General features: G+C 41.0%; 22 protein-coding genes (1 of these 22 running past the window's edge). 15 read left to right on the top strand and 7 right to left on the bottom strand.

The genetic code is table 11. The annotated features are described in order from the left end of the window. The first annotated feature begins 26 nt into the window (after positions 1-26). The 9 genes from DRZ93_RS06835 (at position 27) to DRZ93_RS06795 (ending at position 9,512) form a co-directional block, all read left to right on the top strand. On the top strand, positions 27-992 hold the full coding sequence (locus tag DRZ93_RS06835; protein ID WP_113743190.1) for a D-ribose ABC transporter substrate-binding protein: 966 nt from the start codon (positions 27-29) through the stop codon (positions 990-992). Between the two features lie 110 nt (positions 993-1,102). Beyond that, entirely contained in the window at positions 1,103-1,744 is a 642-nt protein-coding gene (locus DRZ93_RS06830; RefSeq protein ID WP_113743189.1) for a DUF2291 family protein, read from the top strand. An 8-nt stretch (positions 1,745-1,752) separates the two neighbouring features. After that, positions 1,753-3,288 carry a sugar ABC transporter ATP-binding protein gene (locus DRZ93_RS06825; protein ID WP_113743188.1) on the top strand — a complete coding sequence of 512 codons (1,536 nt, stop codon included), beginning with the start codon at positions 1,753-1,755 and terminating at the stop codon, positions 3,286-3,288. 17 nt (positions 3,289-3,305) lie between these two features. After that, on the top strand, positions 3,306-4,328 hold the full coding sequence (locus tag DRZ93_RS06820; RefSeq protein ID WP_218564276.1) for an ABC transporter permease: 1,023 nt from the start codon (positions 3,306-3,308) through the stop codon (positions 4,326-4,328). 12 nt (positions 4,329-4,340) lie between these two features. Beyond that, positions 4,341-4,832, top strand: a complete 492-nt coding sequence (locus DRZ93_RS06815; protein WP_113743187.1) for a PTS sugar transporter subunit IIA — start codon at positions 4,341-4,343, stop codon at positions 4,830-4,832. A gap of 21 nt (positions 4,833-4,853) precedes the next feature. After that, positions 4,854-6,257, top strand: a complete 1,404-nt coding sequence (locus DRZ93_RS06810; protein ID WP_113746177.1) for an L-fucose/L-arabinose isomerase family protein — start codon at positions 4,854-4,856, stop codon at positions 6,255-6,257. Positions 6,258-6,260: 3 nt separating this feature from the next. Continuing rightward, entirely contained in the window at positions 6,261-7,082 is an 822-nt protein-coding gene (locus DRZ93_RS06805; RefSeq protein WP_113743186.1) for a transketolase, read from the top strand. Positions 7,083-7,087: 5 nt separating this feature from the next. Then, positions 7,088-8,023, top strand: coding sequence for a transketolase family protein (locus DRZ93_RS06800; protein WP_113746176.1), 936 nt, complete (start codon positions 7,088-7,090; stop codon positions 8,021-8,023). Then, positions 8,016-9,512, top strand: a complete 1,497-nt coding sequence (locus DRZ93_RS06795; protein ID WP_113746175.1) for an FGGY-family carbohydrate kinase — start codon at positions 8,016-8,018, stop codon at positions 9,510-9,512. The genes DRZ93_RS06800 and DRZ93_RS06795 overlap by 8 nt, the downstream gene beginning before the upstream one ends. A gap of 81 nt (positions 9,513-9,593) precedes the next feature. Here the strand turns inward: DRZ93_RS06795 and DRZ93_RS06790 are convergent, their stop codons facing one another. The 6 genes from DRZ93_RS06790 to priA all read right to left on the bottom strand — a co-directional run bounded on the left by DRZ93_RS06790 (position 9,594) and on the right by priA (position 16,389). Then, positions 9,594-9,851 carry a cell division protein ZapB gene (locus tag DRZ93_RS06790; RefSeq protein WP_113743183.1) on the bottom strand — a complete coding sequence of 86 codons (258 nt, stop codon included), beginning with the start codon at positions 9,849-9,851 and terminating at the stop codon, positions 9,594-9,596. Between the two features lies 1 nt (position 9,852). Then, the gene (gene hslU / locus DRZ93_RS06785) at positions 9,853-11,190 is read right to left on the bottom strand and encodes an ATP-dependent protease ATPase subunit HslU (protein WP_113746174.1); all 1,338 of its coding nucleotides are present in this window, start codon (positions 11,188-11,190) and stop codon (positions 9,853-9,855) included. A gap of 5 nt (positions 11,191-11,195) precedes the next feature. Continuing rightward, positions 11,196-11,723, bottom strand: a complete 528-nt coding sequence (hslV, locus tag DRZ93_RS06780) for an ATP-dependent protease subunit HslV (RefSeq protein ID WP_113746173.1) — start codon at positions 11,721-11,723, stop codon at positions 11,196-11,198. A gap of 9 nt (positions 11,724-11,732) precedes the next feature. Continuing rightward, positions 11,733-12,347: an SPOR domain-containing protein gene (locus DRZ93_RS06775; RefSeq protein ID WP_113746172.1), complete on the bottom strand. Its 615-nt coding sequence runs from the start codon at positions 12,345-12,347 to the stop codon at positions 11,733-11,735. Continuing rightward, positions 12,347-14,083 (bottom strand): arginine--tRNA ligase, encoded by a 1,737-nt coding sequence (gene argS, locus DRZ93_RS06770; protein WP_113743179.1) that lies wholly within the window; start codon positions 14,081-14,083, stop codon positions 12,347-12,349. Before argS ends, DRZ93_RS06775 begins: the two co-directional genes overlap by 1 nt. A gap of 83 nt (positions 14,084-14,166) precedes the next feature. Beyond that, positions 14,167-16,389 carry a replication restart helicase PriA gene (gene priA / locus DRZ93_RS06765; RefSeq protein WP_113746171.1) on the bottom strand — a complete coding sequence of 741 codons (2,223 nt, stop codon included), beginning with the start codon at positions 16,387-16,389 and terminating at the stop codon, positions 14,167-14,169. A gap of 338 nt (positions 16,390-16,727) precedes the next feature. Here priA and DRZ93_RS06760 point away from each other — a divergent pair, with 338 nt between their 5' ends. The 6 genes from DRZ93_RS06760 (at position 16,728) to DRZ93_RS06735 (ending at position 23,427) form a co-directional block, all read left to right on the top strand. Next, positions 16,728-17,309 carry a hypothetical protein gene (locus tag DRZ93_RS06760; protein ID WP_113746170.1) on the top strand — a complete coding sequence of 194 codons (582 nt, stop codon included), beginning with the start codon at positions 16,728-16,730 and terminating at the stop codon, positions 17,307-17,309. Between the two features lie 2 nt (positions 17,310-17,311). Next, the gene (gene trpB, locus DRZ93_RS06755; protein WP_113746169.1) at positions 17,312-18,547 is read left to right on the top strand and encodes a tryptophan synthase subunit beta; all 1,236 of its coding nucleotides are present in this window, start codon (positions 17,312-17,314) and stop codon (positions 18,545-18,547) included. A 10-nt stretch (positions 18,548-18,557) separates the two neighbouring features. After that, on the top strand, positions 18,558-19,379 hold the full coding sequence (trpA, locus tag DRZ93_RS06750) for a tryptophan synthase subunit alpha (RefSeq protein ID WP_113746168.1): 822 nt from the start codon (positions 18,558-18,560) through the stop codon (positions 19,377-19,379). Positions 19,380-19,526: 147 nt separating this feature from the next. Beyond that, entirely contained in the window at positions 19,527-19,763 is a 237-nt protein-coding gene (gene rpmE, locus DRZ93_RS06745; protein WP_113743173.1) for a 50S ribosomal protein L31, read from the top strand. A 530-nt stretch (positions 19,764-20,293) separates the two neighbouring features. Further along, on the top strand, positions 20,294-21,982 hold the full coding sequence (locus DRZ93_RS06740; RefSeq protein ID WP_113746167.1) for an IS1634 family transposase: 1,689 nt from the start codon (positions 20,294-20,296) through the stop codon (positions 21,980-21,982). Between the two features lie 191 nt (positions 21,983-22,173). Beyond that, entirely contained in the window at positions 22,174-23,427 is a 1,254-nt protein-coding gene (locus DRZ93_RS06735) for a malic enzyme-like NAD(P)-binding protein (RefSeq protein WP_113743171.1), read from the top strand. Between the two features lie 172 nt (positions 23,428-23,599). On the opposite strand, the gene trmA is transcribed toward DRZ93_RS06735, so the two are convergent. Next, positions 23,600-24,232: the 3' portion of a tRNA (uridine(54)-C5)-methyltransferase TrmA gene (gene trmA, locus DRZ93_RS06730; RefSeq protein ID WP_113746166.1), read on the bottom strand. 522 nt of this gene lie beyond the right edge of the window; 633 of the gene's 1,155 nt are visible here — the last part of the coding sequence; the start codon falls outside the window, past its right edge; it ends in the stop codon at positions 23,600-23,602.

The raw sequence follows: 24,232 nt of genomic DNA, 5'->3' as shown, positions 1-24,232 counted from the left end.
GTGTTGATAACATTTAGGAGTATCTCATGAAATTTACAAACTTTTTTGCTTCTATAGCTATGGTTGCAGCCGCATCAACATTTGCAGCATCAGCAGTAGCAGCTGATGCCAAGGTTTTGACTGGTGGTGGCTCAAATATTATGTATATCATCACCCCTTCTCATTCAAATCCATTCTTCAAAACTGAAGCAGAAGTTGCAGCTAAGACTGCAAAAGAGCTTGGTTATAAAGTAAAAATGGTTTCTCATGATGATAGCCCAGTAAAACAATCTGAGTTATTTGAGACAGCAATTTCAGATAAGGCCGCAGCCATTATCTGTGATAATGCCGGAGCTGATGCTACAGTTGCAGCTGTAAAACGTGCCTACGACAAAAACATTCCTACTTTCCTGATTGACAGAGAAATCAATGAGCAAGGTATTGCCATTGCACAGATAGTTGCTAATAACTATCAGGGTGCAAAAGAAGCTGCTGAAATCTTTGTTGAGGCAATGGAGGAAGAAGGTGAATATGCCGAGCTGTTTGGCATTGACTCAGATACCAACGCCAAGACTCGCTCAACTGCTTTCCACGAGGTTATCGATCAGTATCCTGACATGAAACTTGTTGCTGTACAGACAGCAAACTGGGATCAGAATCTGGCATATCAGAAAATGGAAACCATTCTTCAGTCATATCCTAATCTTAAAGGTGTAATTTCTGGTAATGACAATATGGCTGTAGGTGCAGCAGCTGCCATTAAAGCAGCCGGCAAGCAGTTAAAGATCATCGGTGTTGATGGCTCCAACGATGCCAGAGACGAAATTCTTGCAGGAAATATGACAGCAACAGCTATGCAGCCTGCAGCTTTAATTGCTGAGCTTGCAGTACGTCAGGCAGATCAGTATTTAAAGACAGGAACAACTGGCAAACCTGAGAAACAGTTAATTGATTGTGAAATCATTACTGTAGACAATGCCAAACAATTAAACGACTTCTCATTAGCTAAATAATCGCACAAGCGCCATGCCTTTCGGCATGGCGTAATATTAAGTATTTCAATAACTTAGGTTGTATCAGTTGATACGACGAGGTTTTATTTGCCCTAAAAAAGGAGAGCATTATGACAAAAGCTCGCATTATAGGTTCAGTTATCGCTGTAGTGTTGCTCTGCTATGCTTTTTTATCAGCAACAATAGTTAAAGAAGGTCAGGAAGCTACGCTTACTGGCGAGGTAGTATTCAATCCAACTGCAGAGGCAACTAAATTCTGGAACGAAAAGTCACAAGAGTACTTTGAAAGTAATGCTGTAGATCTCGTTACTTTACTAAATGAATCAAATGGAGATCTCAAAAGTGTGGCAACAAAATATGGCCATTATTCAATGGGCGACAAGGGTGAGCTGTCATTTATTGTCAAAGGCAGCGCTACAGTTGATTTAGTGAAAAATAAATTAAGAGCAGGCTACCTTGGGCTGAAAGTAGATGGCATGGATGATAAGTTCAAATTAAGATTGCAGATAGGACCGGTCTTTAAAGGATCAGCCGTAAGAGACTCAATCAGTCTGATTTCATATAAGGATTACAAAAATCAGATTGAATGGGCTCAGGTTTCCGTAGCATTTCATGATCTGATTTCAAAACAGATTCTTGCTCCTATAGATATGAACAATGTAGCAAATAAGACCGTGGAGTTTATCGGCTGCTTTACTGTGGCTCGCCAGGGATTAATTCAGATTACACCAGTTAAGCTGATAGTTAAGTAGGTGCAACTATGTCAACTAAAGATGAAATATATTTGCATGCAGAAAAAATAGACAAGATTTACCCTGGCACTAAAGCGCTTGATCAGGTTTCCTTTGATATAAAGCGCGGTAAGGTAAATGTGCTTATAGGTGAAAATGGTGCTGGAAAGTCTACTTTAATGCGCATTATTGCAGGTATTGAAAAGCAGTCTGCAGGAAAGCTCTTTTTGCAGGGACGAGAGGTTGAGTTCAATTCAACAGTTGATGCAAGAAAAGAAGGTATTGCCATTATCCATCAGGAGTTGTGCCTCTTTCCAAATATGACTGTGTTTCAGAACCTGTTTATGGCATCAGAAAGAACCAAGAATGGAATTTTAGATGATGCTGAACATAGGAAGCTTGCAAGACAGGTATTAGAAAGACTCAATTATCCAATTGACCCTGATACTTTGGTAGGAGATCTGCGTGTTGGACAGCAGCAGATGATTGAAATTGCCAGAAATCTTCTTATTCCAAATCTGAAAATTCTGATTATGGATGAGCCGACATCATCACTGTCTGAGCAGGAGGTTGAGGTTCTTTTCAACATTATGCGTGAGCTTACAGCCACAGGAATCTCAATTGTTTATATTTCTCATCGTCTTGAAGAGCTTATGCGCATTGGCGATTTTGTAACAATCTTCAGAGATGGAAAACTTGTGGCAGAGGCAGCTGTAAAAGATATTGATGTGCCATGGATTGTTAAACAGATGGTGGGTGAGGGCAAGAGCTATCCAAAAAGGGAGCAGAAAGTTGATTGGTCTACAGTGCCTAAAGTCCTTGAAATAAAGGATTTGACTCTGCCTAAAAACGGTGGTGGTTATTTGTTAAAGGATGTCTCATTTTCTTTACATAAAGGAGAAGTGCTTGGCATATACGGTCTTTTAGGTGCTGGCAGAACAGAAATTTTTGAGTGCATTATGGGTATGAGACCAAGTCATACAGGTGATGTGATTTTGCACGGTGAAAAAATTCAAGTCGGCTCTGTTCCTGAGCAGATAGCTAAAGGTTTTGCCTGGCTGCCAGAGGACAGACAAAGAGATGGACTCGTGCAGACATTAAGTATTGATAAGAATATTGCCTTATCTAATGTTGGCAAATATACAAACTCTATGGGGCTTATCGATAAGAACAAGGAGAGTGATGCTGTAACAGATATGATTAAAGAAGTGCATATTAAAGTGGCAGACAAAGAGCTTCCTATCTTGTCATTATCAGGAGGAAATCAGCAGAAAGTGGTTTTTGCCAAAGGAGCCCTTACAGGACCAGAGATCATGTTACTTGATGAGCCATCAAGGGGTATTGATATAGGTGCCAAAACAGAAATTTTCAAGCTGATTTACCAATATGCCCAAAAAGGAGTTTCACTTTTAGTGGTTTCATCAGAGCTTGAGGAAATTATAGCCATTGCCGATCGCATTATCGTTTTGTCAAACGGCATAAAAACTGCCGAGTTTGAAGGTGATGAAATTACGCAGGATAACTTAGTTAAAGCCTCATATTTAGGTCATCACAAGGCTGACTAGTTTTAAGGAGATTAAATATGAATAAAAATGATGTAATTATGACTATACTCAAAGGGCGTACTCTTATTGTATTGACTCTTTTAGTAATTTTCTTTTCTTTTGCAAGTAAGTCTTTTTTTACAAGTCAGTCATTGCTGTTAATTGCCAAACACGTCGCTCTGTATGGAATTTTAGGCATTGGAATGACCTACGTTTTAGTTACTGGAGGTATAGATCTTTCCGTTGGATCTGTTGTAGGTCTGTCAGGAATGGTAGCAGGTCTTCTTATTAATCATGGTTTTACCATTTTTGGCTACACAATTTACTTTTCAGTTCCAGTAATTGTCATGATTGCCATCCTGATTGGAATAATTGTGGGAGCGATTAATGGTTTAGTTATCACTAAATTTGCTGTGGCTCCATTTATTGCAACTTTAGGCATGATGTATGTAGCTCGTGGTGCATCCAATTTAACATCCAACGGCGCAACTTTTCCAAATCTTGTAGGAAACAGTGCTCTTGGCAATACTGGATTTGAAATCTTTGGACGCGATATAGGAGGTTTTCCTGTTGCTGTAATGATTTTAATTGTCATAGCCATAATCGCATCTTTGATTTTACGCAAGACCCCATTTGGATGGCATATTTTAGCTATAGGCGGTAATGAGCGTGCGTCAAAGCTCTCTGGTGTTCATGTAGATAATGACAAAATTTTAGTGTACATGTTCTCAGGTGCCTGTGCTGCTGTTGTAGGTATTATTTCAACCTCGCAGTTGGTAGCCTCACATCCAATGACTGGTAATACCTGGGAAATGAATGCCATTGCAGCTGCTGTACTTGGCGGTACATCTCTTATGGGTGGTGTCGGTACCATTATCGGAACAGTAATTGGCGCCTTTATTATCGGTGTTATCTCTGATGGTATGGTTATGTGTGGTGTATCTGAATTCTGGCAAATGATTATCAAGGGTCTGGTTATCGTCCTTGCTGTAATTATTGATCAGTATCAGCGCTCCTTGCAGGCAAAGATGGCACTGCAGGCAAGAAATGAAAATAAATAGAGGTATATGTAAATGTTTTTTCAGCGTAAGGGAGAGGAGATTCTCTCCCCATTAAGTGGTCAGATAGTATCTGTGACAGAAGTTGAAAGCCCTATTTTTTCAGGAAAAGTTGTTGGTGATGGTGTAGCAGTAGAGCCATACTTTCAAAATGACGATTTGGTTCTGTCCCCTGTGAGTGGCATGATTTCCATGGTGGCTGTACAAAAACATGCCTATGGTATTACAACTTTTGACGGTATAGAGATCTTGATTCATATAGGTCTTGGAACTGTAAGTCTTGATGGCAATGGCTTTACACCATTAGTTAAAGAGGGAGATAAAGTTGAGCAAGGAATGCCATTGTGTCGTGTCAACTGGAGTACCTTGACAGAAAATGGATGTAAAACAACCACACCTGTTCTTATTACATCAGTTTCCATTGATAAAGTAAAAAGGCTGACACTTAATTTAGGACCTGCCAGAGCAGGGGAGACAACATGCATGTTTTACTTAAAGAATAAATGATGTATTTATGAGGATTTGTATATGACAGCTAGAATTAGATTAGGATTTGTTCCAACAAGACGAAGTGTATTTAGTGCACCAGATGCCCTAAAATACAGAGATTTAACAGCAGATAGATTAAAAGAACTAGGAATAGATTTTGTTGATATCAAGGATATCAATGCCGAAGGCCTGCTTTTTAGCGATGATGATGTACAAAAAATAGCTAAAAAGTTCCGTAAAGAAAATGTAGATGGAATTATTCTTGCCCACTGTAATTTTGGAACAGAGTATGTATGTGCACGCCTTGCTAAGGATTTAAATTTACCTGTACTGCTATGGGGCCCACTAGATGAAAGGCCTTTGCCAGACGGACGCAGACTTAGAGATACACAATGCGGTCTTTTCGCCACAGGTAAAGTTTTAAGACGATTTGGCGTTAAGTTTACATATCTGACCAACTCTAGACTTTCAGATCCTGTTTTTGAGCGTGGTCTTAGAGACTTTATAGCTGTATGTAATGTGGTAAAAACCTTTAAAAACATACGCATTTTGCAAATGGGTCCAAGACCTTTTGATTTCTGGACCACCATGTGTAATGAAGGTGAACTATTAGAGAAATTTAATATTCAGCTAGCTCCAGTGCCTCTTCCTGAGCTCATTCATGAGGTTAAGAAAATACGTGATGGAAATGGAGCTAAAGAGGAGCTTGAGATCCTGCATGACAGAACTGTAATAAAAATTGCAGAACCTAAAGTGCAGACTATTGCTGCTCTGGCAAAGGCAATGCGCAATCTGATTGAAAAATATGGCTGTCAGGCAGGAGCGATCCAGTGCTGGACTGCTCTGCAAGGTGAGCTTGGTATTATGCCATGTGCCGCTAATTCAATTTTAAATGATATGGGTATACCAATTGTCTGTGAAACAGATATTCATGGCGCAATAACAGCCCTTATTGCAGAGGCTGCTGTAATGAATGAGTCAAGAAGTTTCTTTGCAGATTGGACTGTAAGACATCCTGATCTGGAAAATGGCGAGCTTCTACAGCACTGCGGACCATGGCCTATGTCCATTGCCAAGGAAAAACCAGAACTTACATGCCCAATAGCTTTTGATGATGAGGGATCATTGTCAGCTGAGGCCAAAGGTTCTGATACCTTAACCTTAACCAGATTTGATGGAGACAACGGTGAGTATTCTCTGCTTTTAGGTAATGCAAGAAGCGTTGATGGTCCAAAGATTCTTGGCACATATATGTGGATTGAAGTTGATAACATTAAACGTCTCGAAGAGAAAATAGTTACTGGTCCATATATACATCATTGTGTCGGTGTATATAAAGATGTTGTTCCTGTCTTATATGAGGCTTGTAAGTATCTGGGCATTAAAGCTGATTTATATGATCCAGTTGAAGAACAGGTAAAAGCCTATCTACGTGGAGAATAATATATGAACGAATTAAAAAAACTGGCTTATGAGCTTCGCCAGGATGTAATCGAAATGATTGTCAGGGGCAAGGGTGGCCACATTGGTGGAGATATGTCCGTTATGGATATTCTGGTAACCCTTTACTTTAAAGAAATGAATGTAACAGTGGAAAACTACAACACACAAAACCATGATCATTTTGTGATGAGTAAAGGTCACTCAGTAGAGGCTTTATATGCGGTGCTTGCCAGAAAGGGGTTTTTCTGCCGCGAACAACTGTTAAAAGAGTTCAGTCAGTTTGGCTCACAGTTTATAGGTCATCCAAACAATAAACTGCCAGGAATTGAAATGAATTCAGGTGCTTTAGGCCATGGTCTGCCTGTTGCCGTAGGTATGGCTATTGCTGAAAAAATGAATAAGAGTACAAACCGTGTCTATGTAGTTATGGGGGATGGTGAATTGGCAGAGGGCTCTGTATGGGAAGGAGCTATGTCAGGAGCAAACTACAGATTAGATAATTTATGCGCCATTATAGATAGAAATAAACTACAGATATCAGGCACTACCGAAGAGGTTATGGCTTTAGATAATCTACAGAAAAAGTGGGATTCCTTTGGCTGGCATGTAATCAATGTTGAAGATGGAAATGACATTAATAGATTATCGCAGGCATTTGATGAAGCCAGAGTTGTTAAAGGTAAACCTACAGTTCTTATTGCAAATACCATAAAGGGCAAAGGCTCAGCTGTAATGGAGAATAAAATCTCCTGGCATCATCATGTTCCTGATGAAAAGGAATATGAACTTATTATGGAAGATCTCAAAAGAGCTGTTAAGGAGTAGATATTATGACAAATATTGCTAATAAGCAGATGATTTGCGAAGTTTTGATGGAAGCTGCTAAAAATGACAAGGATATAGTTGTTTTGTGTTCAGATTCGCGTGGCAGCGCCTCAGCTACTCCATTTGCCAATAAATATCCAGATCAGTTTGTTGAGGTAGGCATTGCTGAGCAGGATCTTGTTGGTATTGCAGCCGGCATGGCCCGCTGCGGTAAAAGGACCTTTCCAATGTCTCCTGCTTGTTTTATTACAGCAAGATCTTTTGAGCAGTGTAAGGTTGATGTTGCCTACTCCCATACAAATGTAAAGCTCATTGGTATTTCAGGAGGAGTAAGTTACGGCGCTTTGGGTATGTCGCATCACTCTGCTCAGGATATTGCCTGTATGAGTTCAATACCAGGAATGCGCGTCTATCTGCCGTCAGACTGTTATCAGACAAGAAAATTGATGGAACATCTTGTCAAAGACAATGAGCCTGCGTATGTAAGAGTAGGGCGTAATGCTGTAGATCCTGTATATTCAGAAAACGATGTACCTTTTGTGATGGGTAAAGCTACATTTATCAGTAAAGGCACAGATATAGCTCTTATAGCCTGCGGTGAGATGGTATTGTATGCAAAGCAGGCTGCTGAAATTCTAAAAGAAAAAGGTATAAGTGCTACTGTCGTTGATATGTACTGTGTAAAACCAATAGATAAAAGTGCAGTTATAGAGGCAGCAGAAAATGCCAAAGCTGTAATATCTATAGAAGAGCACTCAGAGTTTGGTGGTCTTGGATCAATGGTGGCTCAGATTGTATCTGAACACTGTCCAAAGAAATGTGTAACTCTGGCTCTTCCTGACAGCCCTGTTATTACAGGAAGCTCAAAGGAGGTCTTTGCATATTATCATTTGACCGGTCCTGGTATAGCAGCTAAGGCAGAGGAAATATTAAATGGCTGATGACTTTTATGTCATTGGTATAGATCAAAGTACACAGGGCACCAAAGTTCTGCTACTAGACAGACTTGGTGCCATTGTAGATATAAAGAGCATGCCTCATAGGCAGATAATCAATGATCTTGGCTATGTAGAGCATGATCTTAATGAGATCTATTCTAATGTTATAGCTTTAATGCAAGAAATGGTGTCAGAACATGCTACCTGTGCAGATAAGATAGCTTGTGTAGGACTATCAGTGCAAAGAGAAACAGTGGGCGCCTGGAGTAAATCAAGTTTACTGCCACTGTATAACGCTATAGTCTGGCAGTGTGCAAGAGGAGCTGACTTTGTAAACTCTCCTGAGGTTAAAAGCAAAAGCAATACAGTTCGCGCTATAACTGGGCTTGAGCTGTCTGAGTATTTTTCGGCAGCAAAAATAACCTGGCTTGTAGATAATGTGGATGTAGTGAAAGAAAGCGCACAAAAAAATGATTTGTGCATTGGAAATATGGATGCATTCCTGATTTCTAAACTTACAGGAGGAAGATCTTTTTATACTGAGCCATCAAATGCCTCAAGAACACAGCTTATGGATCTTAAAAATCTGTGCTGGTCTGAGCAGCTGTGCTCGTTATTTAAAGTTCCAATAAATTCATTACCACAGATAAAAGACACAAACAGCTGTTTTGGAGAAACAGATTTTGAAGGAGTTTTACCTCATAAAATTCCTATTCATGCAGCAATCGGTGATTCACAGGGAGCTTTGTTTGCTCATGGCTGTCTTAGCAGCGGTCAAATAAAGGCTACCTATGGTACGGGCTCATCTATTATGATGAACAGTGGCAATAATACTTCTGAGTGCTGCTCTGGTATTGTCAACTCCGTAGGATGGTCTATCTCTGGTAATTGTACTTATGTGCTTGAGGGCAATATAAATTATTCAGCGGGTATTATCAGTTATCTAAAGAATGATTTGCATCTTATAAACTCTCCTGTGGAGACTGAGGCAATGGCAAGGCAGGCAAATGCTTCAGATAAGTGCTTGTTTGTTCCCGCACTCTCAGGTCTTGGCGCACCATACTTTAACGGTAAGGTCAGAGGCATGATTTTGGGCATGAGCAGAACAACAGGAAAAAATGAGATAGTAAAGGCCGCTCTTGACTCAATTGCATATCAGGTAACTGACATTATAGATTTATTAAAAACTTCATATGATGGTGAGATATGTGATCTTAATGTAGATGGAGGAGCTACTAAAAACGCATATCTTATGCAATTACAGTCAGATCTTTCTGGTCTTAAAGTCAAAGTTCCAGGCAATGCTGAACTATCTGGTTTGGGAGCTGCATATCTGGCAGGTATAGGTCTTGGTGTCTACGGACAGAGTATACTTGATTCAAATATACAGCATACTGTTTATAAACCAGAACAAGAACGGGGCTGGGCTTTAGACAAAAAGAAAAGGTGGCATAAGGCTGTTGAAGCCAGTATTAATTATGCCTTAGATTAATACTTAATAAAAAAAATTTAGTAAATTAACATAGAACAGAAAAGTAAAAGACAGCCTATGCTGTCTTTTACTAATTAAGAACTATTCTAAATTGCCAAGCTGAGTTAAAACCGTCTGCATACGCTCTCTCCAGGTCTGCAGCATTTCACGTAAATGCTGATTTTCCTCCTGTAAAGTTATAGCCTTGCGACGGAGCATATCAAGTTCATTAGTTGTCGATGACAGCTCACTTTCGACACTTTGCAGCTTCTTTACAATTTCAAAAGACATCTGCTCAAGAGCCTGCATTTTATTGAGGAGCATCTCCTCATATGGAGTTAACTCATGTTCTGAATGCATATTATAGAATATACCTGCTTAAATCATCATTGACTACAAGATCTTCAAGATGAGAATCAACATAGGCTGCGTCAATAACAATTGACTGACCTGCCTTGTCCGGAGCCTCAAAGGAAATGGTCTCAAGGAGTTTCTCCATCAGAGTGTGCAGACGGCGGGCGCCTATATTCTCAGTTCTTTCATTAACCTTAAAGGCATCCTGTGCCAGACGGGTGATGGCATCATCTGTAAATTCAATTTTAACATCTTCAGTTGCCAGCAGCATTTCGTACTGCTTGGTCAAAGAAGCATGAGGTTCACGCAGAATTCTCTCAAAGTCCTCGGCAGTCAAAGCCTGCAGCTCAACACGTATAGGCAGACGCCCCTGAAGCTCAGGAATTAAGTCTGAAGGTTTTGCCATCTGAAAAGCGCCTGATGCTATAAAGAGAATATGATCGGTTCTGATCATACCAAATTTAGTATTTACCTGACAGCCTTCAATTAAAGGCAGCAGATCTCTTTGTACGCCCTGACGTGATACTTCACCTCTTGAGCCATTTAAATCCTGACCGCAGATTTTATCAATTTCATCAATAAAGACTATACCGTGGTTTTCACACAGAGTGATAGCCTCGCTTTTAAGATCCTCTGGTTTGGTAAGCTTTGATGCCTCCTCCTCAACTAGCTCTTTAAAAGCATCCTTGATTTTCATCTTTCTGGTGACAAGACGGTTTTGTGCCATATTCTCAAACAGAGACTGCAGCTGATTGTTCATATCCTCAAGAGCAGAGCCACCGCCTATTATATTGACTGTTGCTGCCTTGTCCTGCAACTGAATATCAATCTCTTTGTCATCAAGATCGCCCTCACGCAGTTTCTTTCTAAAAAGCTGACGGGCGGCAGAACTGTCCTTTTCTTCAGCTGTAGTGGTGGAAGATGGCGGCAGCAGAACATCTAGGATGCGCTCTTCGGCCATATCCTCTGCCTGTCTTTTATTGCGTTTGAAGGCCTGCTCTTTAACAAGTTTCATGGATACATTGGCAAGTTCGCGGATAATGGAATCAACCTCTTTACCCACATAGCCAACCTCAGTGTACTTGGTTGCTTCAACTTTGATAAAAGGAGCATTGGCCAGGGTGGCAAGACGTCTTGCAATCTCGGTCTTACCAACACCTGTAGGACCAATCATTAAAATATTCTTAGGATAAATCTCCTGACGCAGTTTTGGTTCAATCTGCATACGGCGCCAGCGGTTGCGCAGAGCAATAGCCACAGCCTTTTTGGCATCCTTCTGACCGATAATATGCTTGTCAAGCTCTGATACAATCTCACGTGGAGTTAATTCTGTTGCTTTGTTCATAGTTGTTAGTATTCTATAGTTTCAATAACGTGATTCTGATTGGTAAAGACACAGATATCACCTGCAATCTCAAGTGATTTCTTGACTATGTCAACGGCGCTAAGATCGGTATTGGCACATAGAGCTCTGGCAGCTGCCAGGGCATAGTTGCCACCTGATCCTGTAGCTAAGATATCATCATCCATCTTAACCACATCGCCAGTACCTGAAATTAAAAATGATGCGCTCTTGTCGGCCACAATAAGTATGGCCTCAAGCTTGCGCAGGGCTCTGTCGGTACGCCAGCTTTTAACTAAAGCCACGCAGGCACGCTCTAAAATACCCTGATGCTCCTCAAGTTTCTTTTCAAACAGATCAAGGAGTGTAAAGGCATCAGCTGTAGAGCCAGCAAAGCCTGCAATAACCTGATTTTTAAACACGCGGCGAACTTTGAGTGCATTGCCTTTTAGCACTGTACTCTGTCCCATGGTGACCTGACCGTCACCGCCGACGGCTACAGTATTACCGCGTCTTACAGATACAATAGTTGTCATGTCTATACCTTATTCGTCTACAAGTTCACAGGTGCTTAGCAGGCCTTTTTCACTTAAACTGTGAAATTTGGCACGAGCCTCGTCACGGTTGTTAAAAGGACCTATTTTTAAAGTCAGTGTACCTTTATATGAAGCTACTGTTGAAATAATGCCGGCAAAAGCAATTTTGGCTTTTTCCTGCTGTGCAGCACCATCGCTGTCAAAAGAGCCACAGTACAGATAGGATAAAAACTGCTTTTGCTCCTCAATGCCAGGGGCCAGATCTGACTCCTGTTGTACAGGGGCTGCCTGCTCTGTATTCTCTGAGCTGTTCATATTGGCAAAAGGATCCTGATTCTGATCTACAGTATCAGGCTCAATAGTGCCAGAGCTCATATCACTCTCAGGCTGGGCATCATAGCTATAGCGCACAGAGGCAGGTACTTTTACCGAGGTATTGTGTGAGTTATCCTCAAGGGTTATCTCCTCAGAGGTCTGCACCGCAGCGTTGCTGTTATCATCGCCTCCTGTAGTCAATGAGACAAGAAAACTTACAAAGAGCAGAACTACAGTTGCAACACCAGCAATAGCAAGAATTCTCTTTTTTCTTTCATCAAGATCAAATGAAGGCTTTTGTGCTCGCATTACATTTGCTCCATAACATTAATTCCAAGGAGGGACAGACCCTGCTTTAATACTTTGGCGGTAAGATCGCAAAGGGCCAGACGGCTCTGTTTGGTCTTGTCATCCACGCCGTCCTTGAGTACAGGGCAGGCCTCATAAAAACGCATAAAGGTACCAGACAGAGAGAACAGATAGGTACACAGCAGATGCGGCATAGCCTTATTGGCCACAGAGTTTACAGCATCAGGGAAGGCCAGCAGGGCTGAGGCCAGATCCTCTTCGGCCTCATGGGCAATAACAATAGTACCAGGCTGCATGTCTGATTTTCTGAATATTGATCTGATACGGCTGTAGGCATACTGCAGGTATGGGGCTGTATTGCCGTCAAAGGAGAGCATCAGATCCCAGTCAAAGATATAGTCGGTAAGTCTGTTTTTAGACAGATCGGCATACTTGACAGCACCAATGGCTACATTGTGTATAACCTCATCAAGCTCGGCATCATTTAAGGTGCTGTTGCGCTCCTTTAACATCTGAGCTACACGGCTTTGAGCCTCATCAAGCAGATCTTTTAGTTTGACTGTACCACCGCTTCTGGTCTTGAATGGACGGCCATCTTTGCCAAGCATCATACCAAAGGCATCATGCTCAATTGAAACATTCTCAGGCAGATAACCTGCAAGTCTTGCAATCTGCCAGACAGATTCAAGATGCTGATGCTGTCTTGAATCGATAAAATACATAAGACGGGTAGCGTTGAAGTGCTCAACTCTGTATTTGACACAGGCTATATCTGTAGTGGCATATAAAAAGCCGCCATCCTGTTTGCGTACTATGATGCCAAGAGGATCGCCTTCTTTGTTTTTATACTCATCAAGATAAACCACCATAGCACCGTCACTTTCAACGGCAAGACCCTTTTTGACCAGATCATCTACAATAACTGGCAGCATGTCATTGTACAGTGATTCACCCATGGTATCCTTTTGTGTCAGAGTCACATCAAGGCGCTTGTAGATGGCCTCATTCTGCTCCATGGTCATATTTACAAGTTTCTGCCACATCTTATAGCAGTACTCATCACCGCTTTGTAGCGCAACTACATAGGATCTGGCCTTTTGAGCAAAGGCCTCATCAGAATCGTAAAGGCACTTGGCCTCACGGTAGAAGGCTTCAAAGTCAGAGAGCACCAGACCTGAGCCCTGCTCATTTTCACTCTTTTCAAGATAGGCAATGAGCATACCAAACTGAGTGCCCCAGTCACCTACGTGATTGGCTCTTATAACCTTGTGGCCCAAAAACTCAAGCACTCTTACTACAGCATCACCTATAACTGTAGAGCGTATATGATGTACAGCCATTTCCTTGGCTACGTTTGGTGCTGAATAGTCAACTACCACAGTGTCAATTTTGTCAGCCACACCGACACCAAGTCTTGGATCTTCAGCCATAGCGCCAAGAGACTTGGCAATATAATCTTTACTTATAAAAAAGTTGATAAAGCCTGGGCCTGCAATTTCAGCTTTGGCAATAATAGGGCTGTTATCAAGATTGTCTATGATGAGTCTTGCAATATCTGCAGGTTTCTGACGCAGACTCTTGCTAAGCAGCATGGCAATATTGGTGGCAAAATCACCATGGGACTTGTCTTTAGTCCTGTCTATACGGATATTTTCTAAAAGTTTGGGATCGATAGTATTATCGCAAGATAGTTTGTTAATGCCTGATTTTAATAATTCTAAAATATGGTTTTTCATAAAAATACCAAAATGGATTTGTGTACAAAATAATGGCTGTTAGTATAGCAAAAAACAGCATTTAAATGATATTAACTATGCTTTTAATACATAGTCTGCGGGTCTACTTCTATGGCAAAACGAACAGAGGAGGTATTACCAATCTGCTTTAAAATAGCCACGACTGAATCTAGGAATAAAGACATCTGTTCTCTCCTGCCGGCTGTAACAAGAATATGAAAGTGGTAGCGGTTGTGGCGCTTTTCCATCTTGTCAGAGACAACAGGGCCTATATCTATAGTATTGGCACATGGCAGACAGACAATATGATCATGCAGATTCTGCAAAAACTTATGAGCTTTCTCTCTGTCTGAGGCATTAGCCAGTAAAAAGGCCTGCTGCGTAAAAGGTGGCAGTGCCATCATGTCACGCTGCGTTAAAAGATCATATGCTGTTGCAAAATAGCTTATGTGTGGATTGGCAATAGTCTGAATCAGAGGATCCTCAACATGATTGCTCTGAATGATGACGTGACCTGCCTTGGTGGCCCGTCCGGCCCGTCCTGCAACCTGAACTATAAGCTGCAGTGTATACTCACGCGATCTGTAGTCATCAGAGTAAAGACCTGAGTCTATATCTAAAATGCCAACTAAGGTGACATTTGGAAAATCATGGCCCTTGGAGAGCATCTGTGTGCCAAGCAGAATCTGGGCCTTGCCGCTTTTGATTCTGTCAAGCTTAAGATCAAGCTCTTCTTTGTTTTTAACAGAGTCTCTGTCAATACGTTCAATGGTCAGATCCGGATAGCGCAGTTTTAGATATTTTTCAACCTGTTCAGTGCCAAAGCCTGTCTCAAGCAGAGCAGAGCTGCCGCATACAGGGCAGTTGTGCGGCAGGAATTCATAATTGTCACAGACATGACAGCACAGTTTATTTGCGCTTTTATGCACAGTCATTGGATTGTCACAGTGATTGCAGGTAAAGATATGACTGCAGGAGTGACACTCAAGATGACGCGAATAGCCTCTACGGTTTAAAAACAGTAAAACCTGATTGCCCTTGACTGTCTCAATGCCAATCTGCTCCTCAAGGGTCAGAGAAATACCTGTTTTTATACCTTCAGTCAAAGGCTCGTTTTTAAGATCTATAATCTCAAAGTCAGGCATGGAGGCCCCGCCTGCTCTGTGCATAAGATCTATTTTTATAAAGCGCTGATTGATACAGTTAAGCGCTGTTTCAAGGCTTACTGTGGCTGAACCTAAAACTATGGGACAGTTGTTAAGCTGTGCTCTTTTTATGGCTATGGAACGGGCATGATATCTAAAGCCATCTGACTGCTTGAAAGAATTGTCATGCTCTTCATCAATAACAATAAGGCCCAAATTTTTAATTGGTGTGAAAAGGGCCGATCTGGTACCTATAAGAATACGGCTGTGACCGTGTAGCATCTTAAGATGCGATACAAGACGCTCTTTGGGACTTAAAGATGAGTTGATAACACTTATGCCCACATTAAAGCGTCTGTAAAAACGCTCAAGAGTCTGCGGTGTCAGAGCAATTTCAGGTACAAGCACCAAAACAGATTTATCCTGCTTTAGTGTATTGTGTATAGCCTGCAGATATACCTCAGTCTTGCCAGAGCCTGTAACTCCGTTTAGAACAAAAACATGAAAGAGCATCTCACAGGTAATCTGATTGATGGCAAACTGCTGCTCAGGATTTGGACGTGGCGGCTGCTCTTTTAAAATATTGTTTTTATCAAGCTCGATGCTCTGCTCTGCCTTTGAGACAATACTGGCACAGCCTTTGTCTATAAGCAGCTGCTGTATGCGTTTTGGAAAACCGCGCAATGAGAGATCGCGGCAGGGCATAGCCCTGTCAGTGGTTTTTACAAGCAGATCAAAAAGCTCAAGCAGTTTTTTAGAGCGCGAGTTTACGCCTGTAACCTCATCATTTAATACAAGATAGTCAATATCATCTATCCTGGCACTTACACCCTGTTTTAAAAGACCAGGCATGGCCACTGAAAAACACTGACCTATAGGATAATGATAGTATTTTGAGCCAAAGATTATAGTGTCGATGACATCTGCTGAGGTAATTGGTTTGTCATCGATTAAGACAGCTTCCTTGATTTTATTCTTTTCAATCTTGGTATCAGTATGACAGGCAATTATAAGACCTATATCATTACTCTGACCAAAGGGTACAGCTACCCTACAGCCAATAAGGCTGCCACTGTCATCTGTAGTTTTAACAAGGTAGTCAAATGTGGAAAACAGAGGTCTGTCAAGAGCCACACTTACTATAATACTTTTTTTGCTCATAGCACTAAAGTCTAACACTATATAAAAAAAATTAATGAATAAATGAAAATAAAGAGTAAAAAAAATATATTATTTTTAAGCTACTGCAGATAATAAAGTCCTGTCGCACTAAAGTAGTGAACTGTTTAAAACTTAAAAAATAGGTATTGTTTTTTAAAGCAGGACATATTATATTCATAGAAAAAGGAGTTTAATATGTTTTTGACAAGTCACAATACAGCTTCATGGTGGACCCTCGCTCAATAGCGGGGTTTTGTGCTTTGTAAAAACATAAAGGGCCCGCGCAATGCGGGTTTTTTTGTACCCGCAGTTTTATGGTGAACAATCGGAGATAAAACGTGGATACATTTAAACTTGTAATCAGTGCAAAAGATACACATGAGCTTTGTAATGACACTCTTAAAGATTATAAGGGAGCCTGTATTGCGCTCAATCTGTGTCAGTCAGTTAAATCTTCACTTATACATACAGACTATGCAGCGCTTTTAGAGCATATTCGTACAGATTTAGGTTTTGAAGTTGCCGCCTGTATAAAAGATCTAACCCCATCTGAGGCTATAGACTTCATTTTAAAGCATGAGTTTAGAACAGTAATTCTGTTTGGCACTTATACCTCTGAATATCTGCAGACTTTAAAAAATGCTGTCACAGATCTTGAGCTTTTTGTGGCACAGGATCCAAGATCCTGCAGTTTTGATGCATTTACCTCCATCTATAAAGATTTCTGCACGGCCTTTGTGGCTTTGGCAGAGCCCTGGCGCAAAGACAATTATTTCTTTGAAAACAGCCTGTTAACTATACCTTTAAAAGACAGATGCATAGTATCTGTCAATAGCATAGAGGGTATAGAAGAGTTAAAGAAACTGGGTTTTGGCGGAGCCTTTGTAGACATTAAAAATATAAAGAATAATCAGGAGTAGTTATGCAGACTTTATTAAATCCATTTTTTGGCAGATTCGGCGGTATGTATGTACCAGAGGCTCTGATTCCTGTGCTGCTTGAGCTTGAGCACACCTTTGTTGATGCTCTTAATGACAAATCCTTTACCGATGAGCTTACTCATCTTTTAAATACCTATGCAGGACGTCCTACACCGCTGACCTTATGCCGCAATCTTACGGCCGGCACTAAAAGCCGACTGTATTTAAAAAGAGAGGATCTGCTCCATGGCGGGGCCCACAAGACCAATCAAGTTATAGGTCAGGCACTTTTAGCCAAAAGAATAGGTAAAAAACGTGTTATTGCTGAGACAGGTGCAGGTCAGCATGGTGTGGCCACAGCATTAATCTGTGCGCTTTTGGATCTTGACTGTGTCATCTATATGGGCGCGCATGATGCAAAACGTCAAAAACCTAATGTATTTAGAATGCGTCTTATGGGGGCAAAGGTAGTTGAGGTGACAGAGGGTCTTGGTACCTTAAAGGAGGCCTGTACTGCAGCCTTGCGTGATTTTGCAGCTAACAGCGCCACTACACATTATATGTTGGGCACAGCAGCAGGACCGCATCCATATCCAACCATGGTCAAAGAATTTCAGAAAATTATAGGCATAGAGGCCAAGGCTGAATTTGAACGTCTTAACGATGGCAGGGCACCTGATGCTGTCATTGCCTGTGTAGGAGGCGGTTCTAATGCCATAGGTATGTTTGCAGCCTTTTTAGATACCAATACACCTTTGTATGGTGTGGAGCCTACAGGCCTTGGTCTTGAGAGTGGCAAACACGGTGCTGTGCTGCAGACTGGCACTGAGGGCATATTCTTTGGAGCTTATGCCTACAATATGCAAAATAGGGATGGACAGATTCTTGAGTCATACTCAATCTCAGCTGGACTTGATTTTCCATCAATTGGTGCCGAGCATGCCTATCTTAAGGATATAGGACGAGTCTCCTATGTGGGTGCAACTGACAGTGAGGCTCTGCGGGCTTTTGTGCTGCTTTCGCAAAAAGAGGGCATTATTCCTGCAATGGAGTCATCGCATGCTCTGGCCTATGCCATAAAAATGATAGAGGACAATCCTGATAAGGAGCAGTCAATTATTGTTAATCTTTCAGGGCGCGGTGACAAGGATATATTCAATGTCGATGAGATTTTGCATCAAAGAGGCCTTGTTGATGACGATGGCTCTATTTTAGTTGATGACATATTAGGTGAATAAGGAGCAGTTTATGCCACAAAGATTTGCAGAGACTTTCAAAAAAGTTCGTGATAACAACAAGATGGCCTTTATTCCTTATGTTATAGGCTGTGATCCTAGCTTTGATCTGTCACTTAAGATTATGCATACGCTTGCTACAAATGGGGCTGATGCTTTAAATATTGGCTTTGCCTTTTCAGATCCTGGCACTGCAGGCGAGGCTGTGCTTGTATCTAATAAAAGAGCGCTGACAGCAGGGTCAAGTTCAGATACATGCTTTGAGCTTATTAAAAAGTTCAGACAGACGGATAGGCGCACTGCAATTGCTGTTACTGTCTATGCCAATGCATTGGTGGTATATGGGGTACAGGCTTTTTTTCAAAGTTGTCATGATTGTGGCATTGATGCTGTTTTTATTCCTGATCTGCCCTATATTATGCTGCAAGTGCAGATGCACAATTTTAAAAAGGCGGCAGATAGTCTGTGTTCTCTTATCCTAAGTGCCTCATCAAATCTTACTCAGAGCTCTCTTAAGGATATAGCCGCATGTGATGTGTCATATATCTATGCTCTGTCTGATGTTAAGGTTGGCGGTGACAGGATCAGCTTTACAAGGCCTGAGAGTTTGATTAAGACACTAAAGGCAGCTACTGACACACCAGTTGTTGTGGGCAAAGGTGTTGGCAGCTGTGAGGATATACAGGAGCTTTATGCGCTTGGTGTCGATGGTGTTGTCGTTGGTTCTGTCTTTTCTTTGGAGATTAAAAACAATCTGTCTGATGAACAAGATCTTCTTGAGAGTATAGCTAAAAAGAGTGCTCTTTTGAGCAGGGCCTGCTGTGGACCAAAGTAGGATGGCATAAATATGCGCAAAATATTGCATAAAAAATTTGATCTTTTATGCAAGATACATTAGAATTTGCCAACTCTATTTTTTTATAGGCGTGTGGTATTTTGCGCAAGGTTGTGGCAAAAACGGCGACACGCATTGAGGTTTTAAATGAAAGCTAATATTCATCCACAGTATGAGCTCGTAAATGTTCGCTGCTCATGCGGTAACAAGTTCCAGATCCGCACCACTGCAGGTCATGATTTTGATATCGAAGTTTGTTCACAGTGCCACCCATTCTACACTGGCAAGCAGAAGATTGTAGACACCGGTGGTAACGTTGAGGCCTTTAAGAAGCGCTTTGCTATGTTTGACAAGGCTCGTGCTTCACAAAAAGCCAAGGCTTAATTACAAGCTTAAAATAAAAGGCCGTGAGGCCTTTTATTTTGGCATCATCAACTTCCCCTACATCAATTTTCCCTACATTAAATCTAAATCCTTAGCTCTGACATTCATTTACAGGGCTCATAAATAAAGCTAGCAATACTTAAAAGAGCTATGATAAAAGTAGCAGATTTTTGAGTTTATCTGTCCATTGTGTAAAAGATTTTATCTAAGATATACCTTTGTTTTTATTTATGGCCGCATAACTTTTAAAACAGATAAGAGCAGGTAGTGCAAAAGCACTACTATGGAAATTATTGCTTTCATTGAAAAAAGTGTATTAAAAGTACAAAGGCTAAGAAGTGATAAAAATTATCGAGCTGTGATCTTAAGCATAGTTATACCCTAAATCCCCAAATTAATTATAGGGTAACATAATGGGGTAGCGTTATAATACCATAAAACTAGCATAAACAAGCGATTTTGAGACTTATATGCTAGTTTTTTTATGCACTTTATGATACCCTATAAATATATTTAATGGAGTATCATATATGCTGTACACTGATGTTTCTATATCTTTACCTAATGACTCTAGATATGAGCTTCATAGGCAAAAAAAAGGCCAGACCTATGTAAAGTATCGCATTAAGAGCTATCGCGTTGATGGTAAGCTTAAGCATGATAGACTTTTAATTGGCAAGATAAGCAATGAAGATATTGAGGGAATTAAAACTTTTCATCCAAATGAGAACTACTACTCTTTTTTTAAAATCCCACTTCCTAAAGTCTCAACTGTAAAAGGTCCTGGACGGCCTTGTAAAGATATATCTACAGCGCCGGCACGTAAAGCAAACATTACGTCTTTTGGATATACCTTGGCCTGCCATTCTATTGCAAAAGAGTATTCTCTTGATGTGATGCTTAGGAACGCATTTGGAGAGTCCATGGCTAACAAGATCCTTGCTGTAGCATCCTTCTTTGCAGCTAGTGCTCCTGGTGGGCTTTCAAACATTGATCACTTTACAGATAAACACATGTGCTTTACTGACAGCGTGATATCCTCTCAGGCTTTAAGTCAGCTTTATCGTAGTATTAGCCTTGTTGAGTGCAATGATTTCTTTCAAGACTGGATCAAGTACTGTTGTGCCGATGACTGCATTTGCTATGACGTCACATCGATATCAAACTACTCCACTTCATTACCTATGGTTGCATGGGGATATAATCGCGATAAAGAAAGACTTCCTCAAGTAAATGTAGGTATGTTTTGCACCATTCAACGCAAGTTGCCTGTTTATTTCAGTTGTTACAATGGCTCAATTAATGATTTTACAAATCTGCCATATGTTTTAGAGCAGGCCAAAGCTAATGGTCTTAAGTTAGATGTACCTATAACATTGGTAATTGATGGAGGTTTTGCTGTTGGGGACGCTCTTGATAATGCAAGAGCTCATGGCTGTGACTTTATTGTTGGTGCTCCTCTTGACTTCTGCAAGGACATTAGAGAACAGGTTTTGAACTGGAGACGAAATCCATTATCAGAAAATACAATCCTTATTCAGCGCAGTGATGAGACTATACGCTGCTCTGTTAAGGACTACAATATTGGCCGCATAAATACAAGACTTATGATGTATAAGTCTCCACTTTCAACCTCAAGAGATGAAGCATCTTTGAGCTCGTATGTATCTAAAATTAGTGAAGAGTTAAGATCTGCAACTCGCCTTGGTCCAAATAGGTACAAGCAATACTCTCAGCTCTTTCATATTAATGTAAATGAAAAGAACGAGATTTTAAGTTTTGAGATCAAGGAAAAGCACTACTCTGAGATCCTGGAACTTTGTGGATGTTTTGCTTTGTTCTGTACACGCAATGATTTATCGCCACAAGAGGTGCTTGATATCTATAGAGCTAAAGATTGCGTTGAGAAAGCTTTCAGTGTCTTCAAGAACGATATTCTCTATGAAAGACTCGAGGTTAAGAGTCAAGAAAGCATATACGGCAAGTTGTTTATAGCCTTCATTGCGCTTATTATTCGACGCATGCTTGATAACAAGCTAAGACCTTATCTAAAGATCTCTCGTATTGGTTTAGATAGTGCTATTGCTCGGTTATCTGACATTACCTGTAGAAAATATGGGGAAAGCTGGGTTCTAACAAGCTCCCTTTCAAAGCAACAGAAAGAGCTAGTAGAGACTCTTAACATCCCTATAAGTTTCTTAGATATAAAGAAGGGGTAGTGCCGACCCTCAGTTTTTGGCTTGACACTACTTTAAGTGATACCCTATATTAAATTACGGGATCTAGGTTATACAAAACATAAATGAATTTATCTGTAAACATGAAATATCTAGTATTTTTTTTTCATTTTTAGTTTTACACTATGAAAGGTTTAAAAGTTACTTTATCAAATATTTAAAGGAGTATTACCTTGGATCAAAATACAAAGCTACATGATGCTGCATGCGCCTATCATGAGTTCCCAAAACCTGGCAAAATTGGTGTTGTAGTAACAAAACCTGCAGAGACCTCTTCAGATTTAACCTTAGCCTACAGCCCAGGTGTGGCAGAGCCTGTACGTGAGATTGCCAAAGATCCTGCCAATGCATATAGATTTACAGGCAAGGGCAATTCTGTTGCTATTATTTCCAATGGTACTGCTATTTTAGGTCTTGGAAATCTTGGTCCTCTGGCCTCAAAGCCAGTTATGGAAGGCAAGGCTCTACTGTTTAACCGCTTTGCCGGCATCGATGCTTTTGATATTGAAGTCAAGCACGACACTGTTGATGAGTTTATTAAAACTGTTGAGTGCATTGCTGATACCTTTGGTGGTATTAATCTTGAGGATATCAAGGCCCCAGAATGTTTTGAGATTGAGCGCGAATTAATCAAGCGCTGCAAAGTTCCTGTATTCCACGATGATCAGCACGGTACTGCTATTGTTACCTGTGCAGGTGTGCTCAATGCTCTTGAGCTGCAGGGCAAGAAGATTGAAGATTGTAAAGTTGTATGCGTAGGTGCAGGTGCTGCAGGTGTTGCCTGCTCCAATCTGCTGTTAGCCAGCGGCGCTGACAAGAGCAAGTTCTTCATGGTTGACAGACATGGTGTTATCAGATCTGACAGACCGCAGTATAACAACGGTGAGAAGCCAAACTTCATCAATGACGCAGGTCCTAAGACCCTGTCAGAGGCCTTAAAGGATGCTGATGTGCTGCTTGGTGTTTCAGGTCCTGGCCTCGTATCTGAAGAAGATGTTAAGAATCTGGCTCCTAAGGCTGTGCTCTTTGCCTGCTCAAACCCAGATCCTGAGGTAGATCCAGAGCTTGTAGCCAGAGTACGTCCTGACATTATTATGGGTACAGGCCGTTCTGACTATCCAAATCAGATCAACAATGTACTGTGCTTCCCATTCCTCTTTAGAGGTACTCTTGATGTAAGAGCCACATGCATCAATATCGAGATGAAAAAGGCAGCTATGCATGCAATACGTATGTTAGCCCAGGAGCCTGTTCCTGCTGAGGTAGTCAAGGCTGCACAGGTTGATAAACTTGAGTTTGGTCCTGATTATGTAATTCCAAAGCCAATGGATCCACGTCTGTTAAAGAAAGTATCCAAGGCTGTAGCTCAGGCTGCTGTTGATTCAGGTGTTGCCACCATTCCAATGCCTGAAAACTATATGGAATAATATAGTTTATAAAGTCTTTTAAATTAAAAAAGGCAGGTTTATACAATAAACCTGCCTTTTTAAATTCCTGCAGTGTAATCTGCACTTATAGTTAATCAAAAACCCTTTAATAACATAAGCTTAAATAGCTAGGATATCAAAGCATTAAAGATAATCCTATAAGGCCATATTATCATCCTCTGTCACTACCCCTTTTGACAAGAAGGGCACCACTTTCAAGATGTGATGTATATGGAAACTGATCAAAAAATGAGAGTTTGACAATATCATGAGTCCTGATCAGATAGGAGAGATCTGAGGCAAAGGACTCAGGTCCGCATGAAATATAGATGACTCTGTCAAATCTTGCAGTAAAGCTCAAAGCCTCCTCACTTGCAAGTCCGGCTCGAGGCGGATCTATAAGCAGAGTTTTAAAATTATAAGCATCAAGATCAATATCCTGCTCATTAAGGCGGTTAAAGCTACGCTCCTTGTTTAGAGCCTGAGTGACCTCAAGGGCAGACAGACGCACAAGTTTGGTATTGTCTATATGGTTTAGCCTGAGGTTTTTAAGTGCTGTCTGTGTAGGCACGCGGGCCACCTCGGTTGCCAGTACCTGTCTGTAATAGGGGGCAAGAGCTGTGGTAAAGGTGCCAGAGCCACAGTAGAGCTCAAGCAGATCGGTATTATGCATATTCTGTGAGCACTCACGGGCAAACTCAAGCATGGCGCTGCAGGTTGTGGCATTGGGCTGAGTGAAGGTGCCTTCAACCTGATACAGACTGACATTGCCATCTTTTAGCTTGTACTCCTCAACAATAGTATC

This window comes from Anaerobiospirillum thomasii, from assembly GCF_900445255.1.
Taxonomy (GTDB): Bacteria; Pseudomonadota; Gammaproteobacteria; order Enterobacterales; family Succinivibrionaceae; genus Anaerobiospirillum_A; species Anaerobiospirillum_A thomasii.
The sequence above is the reverse complement of the archived record's forward strand: the minus strand, read 5'-3'. Positions and strand labels throughout refer to the sequence as shown.

Excerpts from the sequence above, each read along its gene's own strand:
- DRZ93_RS06775 (WP_113746172.1), bottom strand. The coding sequence starts at position 12,347 with ATGCGAGCACAAAAGCCTTCATTTGATCTTGATGAAAGAAAAAAGAGA.
- DRZ93_RS06820 (WP_218564276.1), top strand. The coding sequence starts at position 3,306 with ATGAATAAAAATGATGTAATTATGACTATACTCAAAGGGCGTACTCTT.
- DRZ93_RS06810 (WP_113746177.1), top strand. The coding sequence starts at position 4,854 with ATGACAGCTAGAATTAGATTAGGATTTGTTCCAACAAGACGAAGTGTA.
- DRZ93_RS06815 (WP_113743187.1), top strand. The coding sequence starts at position 4,341 with ATGTTTTTTCAGCGTAAGGGAGAGGAGATTCTCTCCCCATTAAGTGGT.
- DRZ93_RS06795 (WP_113746175.1), top strand. The coding sequence starts at position 8,016 with ATGGCTGATGACTTTTATGTCATTGGTATAGATCAAAGTACACAGGGC.
- trpA (WP_113746168.1), top strand. The coding sequence starts at position 18,558 with ATGCCACAAAGATTTGCAGAGACTTTCAAAAAAGTTCGTGATAACAAC.
- rpmE (WP_113743173.1), top strand. The coding sequence starts at position 19,527 with ATGAAAGCTAATATTCATCCACAGTATGAGCTCGTAAATGTTCGCTGC.
- argS (WP_113743179.1), bottom strand. The coding sequence starts at position 14,083 with ATGAAAAACCATATTTTAGAATTATTAAAATCAGGCATTAACAAACTA.
- hslV (WP_113746173.1), bottom strand. The coding sequence starts at position 11,723 with ATGACAACTATTGTATCTGTAAGACGCGGTAATACTGTAGCCGTCGGC.
- trpB (WP_113746169.1), top strand. The coding sequence starts at position 17,312 with ATGCAGACTTTATTAAATCCATTTTTTGGCAGATTCGGCGGTATGTAT.
- DRZ93_RS06835 (WP_113743190.1), top strand. The coding sequence starts at position 27 with ATGAAATTTACAAACTTTTTTGCTTCTATAGCTATGGTTGCAGCCGCA.
- DRZ93_RS06805 (WP_113743186.1), top strand. The coding sequence starts at position 6,261 with ATGAACGAATTAAAAAAACTGGCTTATGAGCTTCGCCAGGATGTAATC.
- priA (WP_113746171.1), bottom strand. The coding sequence starts at position 16,389 with ATGAGCAAAAAAAGTATTATAGTAAGTGTGGCTCTTGACAGACCTCTG.
- DRZ93_RS06800 (WP_113746176.1), top strand. The coding sequence starts at position 7,088 with ATGACAAATATTGCTAATAAGCAGATGATTTGCGAAGTTTTGATGGAA.
- DRZ93_RS06740 (WP_113746167.1), top strand. The coding sequence starts at position 20,294 with ATGCTGTACACTGATGTTTCTATATCTTTACCTAATGACTCTAGATAT.
- DRZ93_RS06825 (WP_113743188.1), top strand. The coding sequence starts at position 1,753 with ATGTCAACTAAAGATGAAATATATTTGCATGCAGAAAAAATAGACAAG.
- DRZ93_RS06830 (WP_113743189.1), top strand. The coding sequence starts at position 1,103 with ATGACAAAAGCTCGCATTATAGGTTCAGTTATCGCTGTAGTGTTGCTC.
- DRZ93_RS06790 (WP_113743183.1), bottom strand. The coding sequence starts at position 9,851 with ATGCATTCAGAACATGAGTTAACTCCATATGAGGAGATGCTCCTCAAT.
- hslU (WP_113746174.1), bottom strand. The coding sequence starts at position 11,190 with ATGAACAAAGCAACAGAATTAACTCCACGTGAGATTGTATCAGAGCTT.